This is a genomic window from Rhizobium sp. BK181 (assembly GCF_014193305.1).
Taxonomy (GTDB): Bacteria; Pseudomonadota; Alphaproteobacteria; order Rhizobiales; family Rhizobiaceae; genus Rhizobium.
The window spans coordinates 185101-200496 of the sequence record NZ_JACHZA010000005.1 but is presented as its reverse complement, the minus strand read 5'-3'; the positions used below and the strand labels follow the sequence as shown (position 1 = coordinate 200496).

At 62.8% G+C, this 15396-nt stretch carries 11 protein-coding genes; 3 read left to right on the top strand and 8 right to left on the bottom strand.

The genetic code is table 11. The features are described 5' to 3' along the window. Positions 1-156: 156 nt before the first annotated feature. The 7 genes from FHT77_RS15365 to FHT77_RS15335 form a co-directional block, all read right to left on the bottom strand. Positions 157-1344: a vWA domain-containing protein gene (locus FHT77_RS15365; protein WP_409527458.1), complete on the bottom strand. Its 1188-nt coding sequence runs from the start codon at positions 1342-1344 to the stop codon at positions 157-159. A gap of 174 nt (positions 1345-1518) precedes the next feature. Next, complete coding sequence (locus FHT77_RS15360) at positions 1519-2406, bottom strand: transglutaminase domain-containing protein (protein WP_183755827.1); 888 nt, start codon at positions 2404-2406, stop codon at positions 1519-1521. After that, positions 2403-4820: a circularly permuted type 2 ATP-grasp protein gene (locus FHT77_RS15355; protein ID WP_183755826.1), complete on the bottom strand. Its 2418-nt coding sequence runs from the start codon at positions 4818-4820 to the stop codon at positions 2403-2405. The genes FHT77_RS15360 and FHT77_RS15355 overlap by 4 nt, the downstream gene beginning before the upstream one ends. Positions 4821-4833: 13 nt before the next feature. Beyond that, entirely contained in the window at positions 4834-8154 is a 3321-nt protein-coding gene (locus FHT77_RS15350; RefSeq protein ID WP_183755825.1) for a DUF2126 domain-containing protein, read from the bottom strand. A gap of 110 nt (positions 8155-8264) precedes the next feature. Beyond that, entirely contained in the window at positions 8265-9647 is a 1383-nt protein-coding gene (locus FHT77_RS15345; protein ID WP_183755824.1) for a sensor histidine kinase, read from the bottom strand. Then, entirely contained in the window at positions 9644-10321 is a 678-nt protein-coding gene (locus FHT77_RS15340) for a response regulator transcription factor (protein ID WP_183755823.1), read from the bottom strand. The genes FHT77_RS15345 and FHT77_RS15340 overlap by 4 nt, the downstream gene beginning before the upstream one ends. A gap of 71 nt (positions 10322-10392) precedes the next feature. Next, positions 10393-12246: a TPR end-of-group domain-containing protein gene (locus FHT77_RS15335; RefSeq protein ID WP_183755822.1), complete on the bottom strand. Its 1854-nt coding sequence runs from the start codon at positions 12244-12246 to the stop codon at positions 10393-10395. A 120-nt stretch (positions 12247-12366) separates the two neighbouring features. On the opposite strand from FHT77_RS15335, the gene FHT77_RS15330 reads away from it, so the two are divergent. After that, positions 12367-13434: an ABC transporter substrate-binding protein gene (locus FHT77_RS15330; RefSeq protein ID WP_183755821.1), complete on the top strand. Its 1068-nt coding sequence runs from the start codon at positions 12367-12369 to the stop codon at positions 13432-13434. A 15-nt stretch (positions 13435-13449) separates the two neighbouring features. On the opposite strand, the gene FHT77_RS31300 is transcribed toward FHT77_RS15330, so the two are convergent. Beyond that, positions 13450-13638 carry a hypothetical protein gene (locus FHT77_RS31300; protein WP_246712607.1) on the bottom strand — a complete coding sequence of 63 codons (189 nt, stop codon included), beginning with the start codon at positions 13636-13638 and terminating at the stop codon, positions 13450-13452. A gap of 315 nt (positions 13639-13953) precedes the next feature. Between FHT77_RS31300 and FHT77_RS15325 the strand changes: the two genes are divergently transcribed. Next, the gene (locus tag FHT77_RS15325; RefSeq protein WP_183755820.1) at positions 13954-14898 is read left to right on the top strand and encodes a Bug family tripartite tricarboxylate transporter substrate binding protein; all 945 of its coding nucleotides are present in this window, start codon (positions 13954-13956) and stop codon (positions 14896-14898) included. Next, complete coding sequence (locus tag FHT77_RS15320) at positions 14895-15386, top strand: tripartite tricarboxylate transporter TctB family protein (RefSeq protein WP_183755819.1); 492 nt, start codon at positions 14895-14897, stop codon at positions 15384-15386. Before FHT77_RS15325 ends, FHT77_RS15320 begins: the two co-directional genes overlap by 4 nt. Positions 15387-15396: the final 10 nt, after the last annotated feature.

Sequence of the window (15396 nt, the reverse complement as noted above, 5' to 3'; positions counted from 1 at the left end):
CCAAACGAAAAAATTGGCCAAGCGCGCCGCCCGGCAGCGGAAAGAACTTGATTTCAATCGGTTTTCCGATTTTGATAGGCGCGATTTTGCGGTCAAACGAAAAGCCGCTCCGGTTGTTCCGGAGCGGCTTTTCGTTTGAGGGGGATAGCTTGCCGTCTATTGGGTGACCAGCACCTTGTCCGAGGCAGCTTCCGAGCCGATCGCCGTAAACGCTCCCAGCAGGTCGGTCATGCTTTCCGCCTGGAAGTAGTAGCCGGCACCGCTCGCGCAACTGAGGAGGAGGTTCTTTCCGGCGGTGGGCGCCATGAAGGCTACCGAGTAGATCTTGATGCCCTTTTGCTTTGCGTCCGTGCAGTATTGCAGGGTTTTTGTATCGGACGCCGGGTCGTTATTTTCACCGTCAGTCATTAATACTATGTATTTCGTCAGTTTTTGGTTGCCGGCTTGTTGTTGAATCTGCGTTTCTGACGTGGAGCCGGTGGTTGTCAGCCCGTCAAGCGCCGCTTTCATAGGCGCAGCCGATTCCGTGCCGCCACCCGCCGACAAGACGTTGATTACGCTGCTTCTCGTTTGAGAAGTGCCCCAGGCAAACTTGCTTGATACTTGTACTTTGCTGCTCCAGCCAATCGCGTTGGTGCGGGCATACTTCGAGGTTGGATCGGCCTTATCCAACTGATCCAGAAGCAGATTCGCGGCTGTCTTCAGGGCGTCGATTTTCTTGACGTAGCAGGGGCTATAGTTGCCAATGCTGCTGCCACTGGTGTTGTAGTGGTCGCACTTGTTGTTGTTCAGCTTGGTCGTCGTGTCAGCCTTCATCGAACCTGACTCGTCGAGAGCAAGCGTCATAGACAGAGCACTCTTCACTTCGCTCGTGCCGCTGCTCGTTGAGCTGGAGGTCGCGATGTTGACCGTTTTCTTGCCGAGCACATTCATCAACGGAGTCAAGCTCATCGCATAAGCAGCGTCGACCTTGACCTTATAGCTTTTGCTGGTAGCCGTGGTGGTCGTCGTGACAGAAGCCGTTGTTGAGTTTTTCAGGGAGGCAGCATCGGTACTACTCATATAGTTCGCCATCTGACCGACGACGAAATCTTTCGCCAACGCTTCGGCCGCGGTGCCATCAGCGACCGTACCTTTTGCAAGCGCCGTGGCCGCCGCAAGCGCGGCCGCATCGGAAGCCTCCTGAAGCTGGCGCTGCTGCAGGACCATGTTGGAAAAGTCGATTGCGACGCCGGCGGTCCCGATCAGAACCGGCACGACGATGGCGGTCACCATTCCGAAGTTGCCACTGCGATCTTTCTGTAGCCGAGACAGGCTCGACTTCAGTCCTTGAAAGGTGCTCATCATGTTCACCTGAGTTAGTGCCCCAATAATGCCTCATTCATGCCTGGCAATTCTTGAGTTCACCTTTATCAAGTCGTTAAGATTTTAACGGAATGTCGCTTTCTTGCGCGCCGCTTGGGTAAAATGCGCTTTCTGAGCGATCTTTCGAGTCAACGTGTGCGCTTATGGCGTGTGTCAACTCAGCGGAACGACATCCACCGCCTGCACGGCGCGCTGCCCACCGTAGCTCTTCAGCACGCCAATGACCGGGGCCACGTCCGAATAGTCGCGGCCATAGGCAACGACGATGTGGTCGGTGCCGGCCGGAATGTTGTTGGTCGGGTCGAGTTCGACCCAGCCGATCGTTTCGCCGCACCAGACCCTGACCCAGGCGTGCATGGCGTCGGCGCCCTCCAGCCGTTCCTTGCCGGGCGGGGGGATGGTGCGCAGGAAGCCGGAGACATAGCCTGCCGGAATGCCGAGGCTGCGCAGCGCAAGGATCATGACGTGGACGAAGTCCTGGCAGACGCCGCTTTTCAACTGGAAGGCTTCGAGCGGAGTGCTGTCTACCGTCGTCGCCTCGGCATCGTAGGTGAAGTCGCGATAGATCTGCGTGCAGAGCGCGGTGGCGATCTGCAGCACGGTCAATGACGGCTCTGCACGGGCCTTCGCATAGTCCGAGATGGCGCGGGTTTCAAACAGGCGCGGGCTGTTGCCGAGGAAGTGGTGCGGCGCGTCGGGTTTCAACGACCAGACCCCTGCGACCTCATCCGGAAGCTCCGCAAGCAGGGGAGAAAAATCAGCCGTGATCGAATGGCTCTCCACCTGCACACGGGCGTGCATGCGAATGTCGAGCTTTTCGTGTGGTGCCCTCACTAGGAAGGAGGTTGCCGGATGCTCGAAAAAATCGGTGAAATGCGCTTGCTCGTCGGGTGTCGGCGAGACCTTAATCGAGCCGGCGATCAGCCGCTGTCGGTTTGGCAGCGACAGCGGCATCAGCCGCATGATGTGACGCGCGCCAGACGCCGGCGTGTCGTAGATGTAACCCATGTGCAGCGAGAGATCGTAGAGCACCAGGGTCACCCGAGATATGTGTGGGCAAGAAGGTCGGACAGCTGTTCCAGCTCGCGCTCCAAGCGACGATAGACATCGACGCTCATCGTCTCCGGCGTCATCACGGCAAGGCCGGAATGCAGCCGCATCGCCTCGCGATAGAAGGGTGACATCTGGCCGTTGACTAGGGCGTTCGGCAATTGCTCCACCTCGCGGTGGATCTCGTTCATCTGGAAGAGGATCGAGCGCGGATTGAGCGGATCGAGCGCCAAGAGATCGGTGACCGTCAGGCGCGCGGTGTTAACGTTGTATCGGCGGCGATGGGTCATGACGCTGTCACCGATCTCGAGCAGCATGTCGAGCGCGCCGTCAGGGGCGTCCGGGCCCGACATGTGGCCGAGCAGGCGCGTCATGTGCAGGCCACGTTCGATATGGCGACCAAGCGAGAGAAAGCGCCAGCCGGTGAAGCGATACATGTTTTCGTGCACAAGGCCCGCGAAACCGGCGAGCTTACGCAAGAGCACGGTCATGGCATGGCTGGCGTCGTCGCCGGGCAGGATGGTCTCGTGGAAGCGCCGCGCGGTCTTGGCCAGATCGGTCAGCGCCAGCCAGCCGTCCGGTGAGAAGCGGTCGCGGATGTTGCTGGCGGAATAGACGGCGCTGTCGATGTTGCGCAGGAGATTTTCCGGGACGGCATCTTCCGTGTCGATGTCGACGGCCGCCAGATAGGCTGACACGTCGGCTAGGAGTGGCTGGTTCGGATCGGCAGCTTCGGCGAAGCGGGCGTGCCAGGCGCGCAGGATGCGCAGCGCCCCTTCGGCGCGCTCGATGTAGCGCCCGAGCCAGAAGAGGTTGTCGGCGGCGCGGCTCGGCAGGCTGCCCGGCATGTTGCGGGTGAAGCTGCCCTCGGCCGGCAGCAGCGTATGGCGCTCGACCGGCTTGTCGCTGACGATCCAGACGTCGGCGGCCGCGCCACCCGACTGCATGGCGATCGCTGATACATCGTCGCTGCCGCCAATGCGGGCAAAGCCGCCGGGCATGATCTGCCAGCCATTGGCGGTGCGGGCCGCAAAGACACGCAGTGACATCGGCCGCGGCGTCAGCTTGCCGCCGATCCAGGCCGGTGTTGTCGACAGCGTTACGACCTCCTGGCCGACGAGCTTTGCGCCGTCGGAGTTCAGCCAGTCGCCGATCGAATCCTTGGCGGTGGCGCGCAGGCTGGAGCCAAGCACGGATTCGCCGCTGTCGTCGAAGAAGGGTGCACGCGAATAGGCTGGGCCGATCACCATCTTCTCGATGTTTTCGGCCACGTGCTCGCGCTCGCCCTTCTGGCCGCACCACCAGGTCGCGATCGACGGGAGTTTCAGTTCCTCGCCGAACAGGCGGCGACAGATGGTCGGCATGAAGGCGAGAAGCGCGCGTGTCTCGATGATGCCGCTGCCGAGCGCGTTGACGATCGTCACGCTTTCCGCGCGCAATGCCTCGACGAGGCCGGGCGTGCCGATATGCGAATTCTGGTTCAATTCGAGCGGATCGGCATAGGCAGAATCGAGGCGACGCCAGAGCACGGTGATCGGCTTCAGGCCTGATACGGTGCGCACCATCACCTTGCCGTTGACGACGGTCAGGTCCTCGCCTTCGAGCAGCATGAAGCCGAGATAGCGAGCGATATAGGCGTGTTCGTAATAGGTCTCGTTGGCGGGGCCGGGGGTCAGGACGGCGATGCGGTCGTCGCCGCTGTGCTTCATGCCCTGCAGCGCATCGCGGAAGGCGCCGAAGAAGGAGGCCAGCCGGTGGACCGAGGTTTCCGCGTAGATGTCGGAGAAGGCGCGGGTCGTGGCAACGCGGTTTTCGAGGGCAAAGCCGGCCCCCGATGGCGCCTGGGTGCGGTCGGCCAGAACCCACCAGTTTCCGTCAGGACCGCGGCCGATCTCGAAAGCGCAGAAATGCAGGTAGTGTCCGCCGGCAGGGGTCACGCCGACGAGCGGCCGCTGGTACTCGGGATTGGCGGCGATCAGCGCCGGCGGCAGGACGCCATCCGCGACCAGCCGGTTCTCACCGTAGATATCGGCAACGATCGCCTCGAGCAGATCGGCGCGCTGCACGAGGCCAGCCGACACCGCTTCCCATTCGCGCGCATCGATGAGGACAGGCACATGCGACAGCGGCCAGGAGCGCTCAGCGCTGCCCGTGCTGCCATAGGCGCGGTAGAACACGCCGGCATCGCGGAGATAGCGATCGGCGCGGGCGAAGCGCTCGGTCAGATCCTTCTCGGGCATGCCGCTCAAATGCGCGAAGAAGCGTTGCCAGACGGGCCGGATGGCGCCGTCGGTATCGACCATTTCATCGGCGACGCCGGGCAGCGGGGCATAGTCTGATACCGCATCGTTTCCGGTACGGATCGCGGGCTCTTCCCTCAGTTCTGCCGTCGGTTTCTTGCCCATGTCGCCCTAAAGTCTAGATGCCCGCTGGCCGCCTCAGATCCAGCGTCAGCGGGAACTCCGGCGAGGCGTTCTCGACCGGCGGAATATAGCCGCCCGCCGTATGCCCCCACGGCTCGAATCGCGCCAGACGCCTTGCTTCAGCTTCGTTACCATTGACCGGGAAGGTGTCATAGTTTCGCCCGCCCGGATGGGCAACATGATAGATGCAGCCGCCGATCGAACGCTTCGACCATGTATCATAAATGTCGAAGGTGAGCGGCGTGTTGACCGGCAAAAGCGGGTGCAATCCCGACGCCGGCTGCCAGGCCTTGAAGCGGACGCCGGCGACCGAGACGCCTGACGTGCCGGTCGGCGTCAGCGGCACGGTGCGACCGTTGCAGGTGACGGCGTAGCGCTGCGCATTGCCGGTCTCCAGCCGCACCTGCAGGCGCTCGACGGAACTGTCGACATAGCGCACGGTGCCGCCGATCGCGCCTTCCTCGCCCATGACGTTCCACGGCTCCAGCGCCTGGCGCAGCTCCAGCTTGGCGCCCTCGTATTCGACCTCGCCGCAGAAGGGGAAGCGGAATTCGAGCTGGGCCTTGAACCATTCGGGGCTGAGGTCGAAGCCGTTCTGCTTGAGGTCGGCGAGCACGTCCTGGAAATCGGCCCAGACGAAATGCGGCAGCATGAAGCGGTCGTGCAGCGTGGTGCCCCAGCGCACGAAGCGGCCATCGGCAGGGTTCTGCCAGAAGCGGGCGATGAGCGCACGCACTAGAAGCTGCTGCGCCAGCGACATGCGGGCGTTCGGCGGCATCTCGAAGCCGCGGAACTCGACGAGGCCGAGGCGGCCCGTGGGGCCATCGGGCGAAAACAGCTTGTCGATGCAGATCTCGGCGCGATGGGTGTTGCCGGTCACGTCGATCAGGAGGTTGCGGAACAGGCGGTCGGTGATCCACGGGAGAGGCGTAGGGCCCTTGCCGGGGGCAGGGATCTGGGCGAGCGCGGTTTCCAGCTCGTAGAGGCTGTCGTGGCGGGCCTCGTCGATGCGCGGCGCCTGGCTGGTCGGGCCGATGAACATGCCGGAGAACATGTAGGAGAGCGAGGGATGGCGCTGCCAGTGCAGCACCAGGCTCTTCAGCAGGTCCGGTCGGCGCAGGAAGGGGCTGTCGCCGGGATTGGCGCCGCCGACTACCACATGGTTGCCGCCGCCGGTGCCGGTGTGGCGGCCGTCGATCATGAACTTGTCGGCACCGAGCCGGGTCTGGCGCGCCTCCTCGTAGACAACAGTGGTGATCGCGACGCAGTCCTGCCAGTTGGAGGCCGGGTGGATGTTGACCTCGATGACGCCGGGATCGGGGGCGACGCGGATGACGTTGATGCGCTCGTCCTGCGGCGGCGAATAGCCCTCGATATGGACGGGCAGGCCGAGCTCGGCGGCGGCGTTTTCGGCAGCCGCGATCAGCTCGAGATAATCCTCGATACGCTCGACCGGGGGCATGAAGACGCAGAGCCTGCCATCGCGCGGCTCTACGGAAATCGCGGTGCGTACGGCGCCGCCGATCTCACCGATGGTCTGCTCGACGCGGCTCTGGCCGGCCTCCTCGCTGTGGCGCGACGCCTCGGGCATGGCGCGGCCAGCGGGGACGAAGACTTCGGGCAGGGAGGTGCGCGGGATCGAGGGATCGGCCGGGTGGATATAGGGGAAGCGGGCCGGAGGGACGTAGGGCAGGGTGCCGAGCGGTAGGCGGTAGCCGACGGGGCTGTCGCCGGGCACAAGGAAGATCTTGCCACGTCGGGTTTTCCAGCGCTCGCTCATCCAGCGCTGGCCGGATGCCTTGGCGTTCCAGGCCTGGACGGGGAGGATGTAGCCTGTTGGCGTGGTCAGGCCGCGCTCGAAGACGCGGGCGATGCGGCTGCGCTCCTCGGGGTCCTTCAGCTTGGAATTCGAAGGGTCGACATTATCAGGGAGGCTGCCTTCCTTGATGATCCATTCGGCCGGATCCTCATAGGCCGGAAGCACCATGTCGGTGTCGATCGCCAACTCCCTCGCGATGGCGCTCAAAAGATTGCCGGCATCGTCGGCAACGACGCCGGTGTCCTTGCCTTCGCCGGCGAAGAGATCCGGGTTGCGCCAGATCGGCTTGCCGTCCTTGCGCCAATAGAGCGAGAAGGTCCAGCGCGGCAGGCTTTCGCCCGGATACCACTTGCCCTGGCCGTAATGCAGGAAGCCGCCGGGGGCGAAGCGCTCGCGCAGCTTTCGGATCAGGATATCGGCCTTTTCGCGCTTGGTCGGGCCGACAGCGGCGGTGTTCCATTCCTCGGATTCGAAATCGTCGATCGAGACGAAGGTCGGCTCGCCACCCATGGTGAGGCGGACGTCTTCGGCTTGCAAGATCTCGTCGACCTTGCGGCCGAGCGCGTTGAGTTCGTCCCAGCTGTCGTCTGAGAAAGGCTTGGTGATGCGCGGATGCTCGGCGACGCGCGCGACCTTCATGTCGAAGGCGAATTCGGTGTTGGCGTGGCCGTAGAGCGCGCCGGAGATGGGGGCGGCGTTGCGATAGTGCGGGGTGGCGGCCAGCGGGATATGGCTCTCGCCGGTCAGGAGGCCCGAGGTCGGGTCGAGGCCGATCCAGCCGGCGCCGGGAATATAGACCTCCGCCCAGGCATGCAGGTCGGTGAAATCGACCTCGGTGCCGGAGGGGCCGTCGAGCGCCTTGAGGTCCGGCGTCAGCTGGATGAGATAGCCTGACACGAAGCGGGCGGCGAAGCCGAGGTTGCGCAGAATCTCGACCAGGAGCCAGCTGGTGTCGCGACAGGAGCCGAGCGCAAGCTTCAGCGTCTCCTCCGGCGACTGCACGCCGGGCTCCATGCGGATGACATACTCGATGTCGCCCTTGAGCTTCGCATTGAGGCCGACGATGAAATCGGTCGTGCGCATCGGTGTGCGGTCGATGCCTGAGAGATAGGTCGCCAGCGCCGGCTCCAGCGGCTGCGGCTGCATGTAGATCTTCAGGTCGTCGCTGATGTCCTCGGGATAGGAGAAGGGCCACATTTCGGCGCTCTCCTCGACGAAGAAATCGAAGGGATTGTAGACCGTCATGTCGGCGACGAGGTCGACCTCGATCTTGAACTCGGTGACCGGGTCGGGAAAGACGTAGCGGGCCAGATAATTGCCGTAGGGATCCTGCTGCAGGTTTACGAAATGGTTCGCCGGCGAGACCTTCAGCGAATGGCTGATCACCCGCGTCTTGGAATGCGACGCGGGCTTGAGGCGGATGATCTGGGGTCCGAGGCGGACCGGCTTGTCGTATTTGTAATGCGTCAGGTGATAGATGCTGGCCTTGATCGACATATTTCGCCTTATCCGGCGCCGCGACGTTGCGCGGCATTGCTGTTCCCGGAAAACAGTGTGTGCAATGCAGCGAAAGAATGCAAGGCGGAAAGGCCGAGCCGGCTAAGCCTTTACGTCGCCTTTGCAAACGTGACGGAGGCCTTGAGGCCTCTGCCTGTTATGCCCGGCTCCAAGGTCAGCGCTGCGTTGAAGAGGCCGGCGATCTCCTCGACGATCGGCAGGCCGAGTCCGGCGCCCGGCGCGCCCGAGTCGCTGCCGCGCGAAAAGCGCCGCCTGACGGCGGCCAGCTTCTCCGCCGGGATGCCGGGACCGTTGTCCTCGACTTCGAGGCGCACGGCATCGTCGGTTTCGGATATTCGAACGGTCACCTCGGCACCGTTGCCAGCATAGGCGATGGCGTTTCCTGCAAGGTTGCGCAGCAGTTCGCCGATCAGCAGCGGTTCGGCGCGGATAAGGGCGGGGCGGTCGCCTTCGAAGCCGAGGTCGATGCCTGCCTCGGCGGCCGTTGGGATAAGTTCGCCTGTTATCTCCTGGGCAATGGCCGTCAGGTCGATCGAAGAGGCGGTCAGCGCTTCTTTTGCCGTTGCCGCATCGATCTTCGCCATGAGGAGCAGTTGGGCAAGAATACGCTCGGCATGGGCGACGGCCTGGTCGCCCTTCAGGGCCGAGCCCTGGGCTTCCACCAAGGTGCCTGCTCTGGCCGAGAGGGCAAGCTGGGTGCGGATGATCGCGAGCGGCGTGCGCAGCTGGTGGCTGGCGTTGCCGGTGAAGTTCCTGAGCGCATCGAGAGCCGATTGCAGGCGCACCATGAAGCCGTTGACGGTATCGACGAGTGGCTGCACTTCGCTCGGTACGGACTGTTCGATCGGGTGGAGATCATCCGGGCTGCGCTCGCCGATCGCGTCACGAAGCTTGTAGAGCGGACGCAGCGCAACCGTGACCGAGATCCAGACGATGACGGCGGCGCCCGCGATCATGAATGAGAGGCGGAGCGCTGAACGGAAAAGGATGGCGCGAGCCAGCTGGCGGCGGGCAATCGTCGTCTCCGCGACGGTCACGGCGAAGGGGACGGAGCGGATGCCCGTCGAGGCAGAGCGTTTGAGCGTCGCCACCCGGATCGGCTCGCCGCGAAAGGTGTCGTCGGCAAAGGCGGCGGTGTCGCCCACGGTTTCGGCAAGCACGGGCAATGCCTGGTAGCCGGTGATGAATTTTCCCGGCGGCCCGTCGACGCGATAGAAGACCCGATCCTGTGCCGCCGAGGTCAGCATCTCCAGCGCTACATAGGGAATATCGACCTCAAGCGTGCCGTCTTCGGCAACGACGACGCGTTCGGCGATGGCGAGCGCCGAGCCTGCCAGCACGCGGTCCGAGACGATGTTGGAGGTCTGCACGGCCTCGCGATAAGTGTCCGCGAGCGCGACCATGCCGATGATGGCGGTCGAGATCAGCAGCCAGAACAGCAGCCTTCGTCGGAGCGAATAGGCCGTCGTCATGAGGCCTCGGGCAGCTTGTCGAGATAGTAGCCGATACCGCGCGCGGTCTTCACCGTCAGGCCGTGTGGCAACAGGCGTTTTCTGAGGCGGCTGACGTACTGCTCGATGGCATTGGCCGAAATGTCGTCGTCGAAGGCCGTCAGCGACTGGATGATTGCTTCCTTGGCGACGACCTTGCCGGCGCGCATGAAGAGGATTTCGAGCAGGCCGAGTTCGCGGGCGGGGATGTCGAGCGGCGTCGAGCCTGAAAAAAAGGCGCGCGAGTTAAGATCGAGCGACAGGCCACCGAAACTGACCGTTGCCGAATGCAGCCCGGCCTGGCGGCGCAGGAGGACGCGGACGCGCGCCTCGAATTCGGCGATATCGAAGGGCTTGATGAGATAATCGTCGGCGCCGAGATCGAGGCCCTTGACGCGCTCCTCCGGCGTGCCGCGCGCCGTCAGGATCAGCACCGCCGACTGGTTCTGCCGGGCCCGCATGGCGCGCAGCACCTCGAGGCCATCCATTTCCGGCAGGTTCAGGTCGAGCACGACTAGATCGAAATTCTCGGCTGCCGTCACGGCATTGGCGGAAGCGCCGTCATGCACGACATCGACGGCATGGCCGGTGCCGCGCAGAATGGCCGAAAGCCCGTCGGCCAGCGCGATATTGTCCTCCACCAGTAGAATGCGCACAGATGTTCCCTTTATTTTTGAAAAGGATACAGGGTGGCGCGGCCGATGTCACGGAGGGCTGAGCGCAGCATCTACCGCTGCGCGGCAATGTCCGCGAGCAGCTTCTGAAACCGCGGATCGGACCTGATGTTGTCGAGGTCGGAGTCGTTGGCGAACCATTCGAGCTGGTAAAAAGAGCTGTTTGGGCGCAGCTGCTGCAGGAGATCGATTGCCCGCTCGATGTCTCCCAGGATGGCGTAGGCGCAGGCGGCATTGTAGCGCGTGATCGCGTCGCTTGGATCGAGTGCGAGGGCGCGTTCCGTCCATGACAGGGCCTGCTGGCGATCTCCGAGATGGGCGTAGGCAAGGGCCGCGCGGTGAACCGGCGAAGAGCTGTCGGGGCTTTGCTCGGCTGCCCGGTTGCAGCGCCGGACGGTCTCCTCCGCCCATCGTTGCTCCGTGTCCGGCTGGCCGAGAGACCGGTACGCCGCTGCCAGCAGAATGGGGGAAACGTAGTCGTTCTCATAAAGTGCTGCCGCATGCTCGAAATAGACGGTGGCTTGCTCGAAGGCGCCCCGCCGGAAGAGACTGTGGGCGAAGTAGAAGTTTGCTTCGAAGAGGTCGGGATCGAGGGCGAGGGCGCTTTCGAAGTAGACGAGCGCTTCGGCGTCCTGCCCGTCATGATGGAGCGCCATCGCGCGGGCGGCGTGCGCCTCTGCGAGGTTGGGATCTAGGGCCAGCGCCTTGGCGCTCATCGCCAGGATGTCGTTGATCGGTAGCTGCGCGGCATACCAGATGTGCAGGGCGGAATCGCAATCGGCAATGCCGGCATAGGCACGCGCGTAAGAAGGGTCCAGTTCCACGGCTTTCGCGAACATGCGTCTTGCCAGGTTGAGATATGGCATGGTCATCGTCCGCGCGAATTTGCGACCTTGCAGATAGTAGGTATAGGCCTCGGCGCTCGTCGTCGGATCGCTTTCGATCGCCAGCCTTTCCTCAGGGCGGAGCTTGATTTTCAGCTGGTGGACGATTGCGTGAGCGATCTCATCCTGGATCGCGAAAATGTCGGTGAGGTCCCGGTCGTAGCGATCGGCCCATAGATGGTTCTCGTTTCCGGCATCAATCATCTGGGCGCTGATCCTGACGCGCGCACCCGCCTTGCGAACGCTGCCCTGCAGCACATAGCGCACCGACAATTCCCGCGCGATCTGCCCGATCTTCACCTGCTGGCCCTTGTAGGTGAAGGTCGTGTTGCGCGGCGTGACGGCGAGGTCGGAGATTTTCGAGAGGTCAGTGATGATGTCTTCGGTCAGACCGTCAGAGAAATACTCCTGATCGGGATCGTCGCTCATGTTGGTGAACGGCAGCACCAGGATCGATCGTCTGTTCGATCGGCCGATGCTGGTCGCCGGCGCCGGTCGCTCCGCTGGCCGGTCTAACAGTACGGCATAGACGCGTACCGGCTGTCGGATGTTCTTCAGCGTCTGGTGGCCCATGTCCTCGAAGCGCAGGTCGAGCTTCGAGCCGACCTGGTCGTTCACCGAGGCGGACACGGCGATGCCGCCCGGCGCGGCAATGCCTTCGAGCCGTGCGGCTATGTTGACACCGTCGCCGAAAATGTCGCCATCCTCGACGATGACGTCGCCGAGATTGATGCCGATCCGAAGCTGGATCCGCTGCTCCTGCTCCACCCCGATATTGCGCTGCTGCATTCCGCGCTGAATGTCGACGGCGCATGCCACGGCGTTGACGACGCTGGAGAATTCCGCCAGCAGACCGTCGCCGATCAATTTGACCAGCCGGCCTCCATGCCCGGCGAGAGCAGGTTCGATCAGTTCCTTTCGGTGACGGTTGACCGCGGCAAGCGTCCCGGTCTCGTCGATGCCCATCAGCCTGCTGTATCCAACCACATCGGCGGCAAGAATGGCGGTCAAACGTCGTTCCAAGGTGCTCTCCGGTCGAACCCACAGAACTCTAGCGTGTTTTGCGCCGCCGGACGAGGAGCGATCGGCTACGCAATTGGCGGGTGCCTTGTGTCGCACTTCGCGGTCATGCATCTTAGGGGGATGAGGAGACTGTTTTTACTTGCGTGCCTGTTGCTTTGTCCGGGCTTGGTCCTGGCCGATGAGGTGTTCTATCCGGCGCCGTCAGGCAATGCTGCGGCTCCGACGCTGGTCGTCTATTCCTCGCTCGACGAGCCGCTTGCGCAGCCGATGATCCGCGGATTTCAAGAGGCCAATCCAGATGTCGCGGTCAAGTATGAGGACATGCTGACCGGGGAAATCTACGACCGCATCGTGCGCGAGACGGATGCCGGCAAACGCACCGCCGATTTCGCCTTCTCTTCGGCGATGGACCTGCAGGTGAAGCTCTCCAACGACGGCTATGCGCAGGTGAGCAACCTGCCGATGAGCGCGCGCTGGCCGAAATGGGCAAACTGGCGCAACACCGCCTATGCGCTGACCTTCGAGCCGGCCGTGTTCGTCTATCACAAGCCAAGCTTCGTGAACGAGCCGCCACCGAGTTCGCGCGCCGAGTTCGTTGATTACCTCAAGCGGAAGGGCGATGCGATCCATGGGCGGATCGGCACCTATGACATCGAGCGTTCCGGTGTCGGCTTTCTGTTCATGGCCCGCGACCAGGAGCAGTTCGGAGATATCTGGTCGGTCATCGGCGCCATGGGAGCCGCGGGCGTCAAGCTGTATTCGACGAGTTCGGCCATTCTGGAGCGCGTGTCGGATGGCCGCTTCGTTCTCGGCTACAATATTCTTGGTTCCTACGCCGCCGATTGGGCCAAGCGTCACCCGGATGTAGGGATCGTGCTGCCGAAGGACTATACCGTCGTGATGTCGCGCATAGGCCTCGTGCCGCAGGCGGCGGGCGAGCCGGAACTCGGACGGCGCTACCTCACCTTCTTCATGTCGAAAGAGGGCCAGACGATCATGGCGCGCGAGCTGCAGATTCCGGCCGTCAGCCCGGAAGTCGCCGGCGAGAATACGGCCAATACCATGCAGGAACTTCTTGGTGCGCAACTCCGTCCAGTGCCCGTCAGCCCTGGGCTTATGGTGTATCTGGATCAGGTCAAGCGTGCGCGACTGATCGCGCACTGGAATGAAGTGCTGCGTACACAATAGGAACTGCGGATTGAGTTATCGGAAAGAGCAGGGCCGCTGAGCGTTGGCCAGCAATTCCTGCTTCGTCGCGAAGGATCCGAAGAGCGCGAGGAGACGTTTTTCCTCCTCCTTATCCAGCCGGTGTCGGCGTGCGAAATCGCGCACACTCCACACCTGGCGCAAGCCCTCATTTTCGATTTGATTGGTATCGACGTGAGAACTCATGGGGCAATCCTCCTCAGCGCTCTTAACGCTGGAATGGCACTCGGGTTCCATCGGCTCTGAAGTTTTATCTTTTTTGCATCTGGCCAAGATTGCGGCAAAAAAGTGTCTTTACGGGGTGGATACCTAAGCAATGTCAGCTAAATGACAGCTTGTTGTGGTCCGCTTTGCAGAACTTCAGCTCCGTGGAGGCGGAGAGGTGAAGTTTCGGGAGGAGCTTGCCAGCGTATCGGACCTCGGAGTCCGTCTGCGGTGTCCTTCCCGATTCCATCGAGAACAATGCGCGGTTTCTCAGCCGTGCCCACGGAGGACACACTCGTGAAGCATACTCTTCTTGCAACTATTTTCGCGGCCGCCGTCGCGCTGCCGGCTTATGCGGCCGACTACACCATCATGGCGCCCGCCGCTCCCGGCGGCGGTTGGGACCAGACGGCCCGCTCGCTGCAAACGGTCATGCAGAAGGAAGGCATTTCGGGCAATGTTCAGGTTCAGAACGTTCCGGGCGCCGGCGGCACCATTGGTCTGGCGCAGTTCACTGGCCAGAATAACGGCAATGCAAACGCGCTGATCGTCGGCGGCTACGTCATGGTCGGAGCGATCCTGACCAATCAGTCGCCGGTGACGCTCAAGGACGTTACGCCGATCGCCCGTCTGACGGGTGAGTATGAAGCGATCGTCGTTCCGGCCGCGTCCGACATCAAGACCATGGCCGATCTCGTTGCTAAGCTGAAGCAGGATCCGGGCTCGGTTTCCTGGGGCGGCGGTTCGGCGGGCGGTACCGACCATATCGCGGTCGGCTTGATCGCCAAGGCTGCCGGCGTTGATCCGACGAAGATCAACTATGTCGCCTTCTCCGGCGGCGGCGAAGCGCTCGCCGCGATTCTCGGCGGTCAGGTCACGGCTGGCATTTCCGGCTACGGCGAATTCGAATCGCAGGTAAAGGCCGGACAGTTGCGGCTTCTGGCCGTATCCGGCGAGCAGCGTATCGACGGCGTCGACGCTCCGACCCTGAAGGAATCCGGCCTCGACGTGTCGGTGCAGAACTGGCGCATGGTTGCCGCTGCTCCCGGCCTTTCGGCTGAGCAGACGGCGGCGATTACGGCCGATTTCGACAAGCTTTCGAAGTCCGCCAGCTGGCAGGAAATCCTGAAGACCAAGGGCTGGGCTGACACCTACCTTGCCGGCGACGCCTTCAAGGCGCAGCTCGACAAGGATGTTTCGGCAACCGAAGGCATTCTCAAAGAGATCGGACTTGTTCAATGAGCAGGGTCAATGAACCCTTGGCAACGAAGCGCCGCCCTGATTGGGCGGCGCTGGTCATTGCCATCTGTCTTTTCGCCGTCGCTGCCGTTATGCTCTGGGATGCCTTCCATATGAAGGCGATCGCGCAATATGCCCGGATCGGCCCGGCAACGGCGCCGAAGGTCGTGGCCTTCGGGTTGATCGGCCTCGGCGTCTGGACGATCTTCGAAGCCTGGCGCGGTGAGTTTCCGGAGCGCGAGCACCAGGAAGTCGCCCCTGTCGTATGGGTGGTCGCCGGTCTCGCCGCGCAGATGCTGCTCCTGAAGACCGCAGGTTTTTCGATCGCGACCGGCATTCTGTTTGCGTTCACCGCCGCTGGCTTCGGACGTCGCAAGCTCTGGCTTTCGATCCCCGCCGGCATCGCCTTCAGCTTCGTGGTCTGGGTGATCTTCGCGAAGCTCCTGCAGCTGACCCTGCCTGCCGGGCCGTTCGAACACATCTTCTTCTAGGATTGGATGC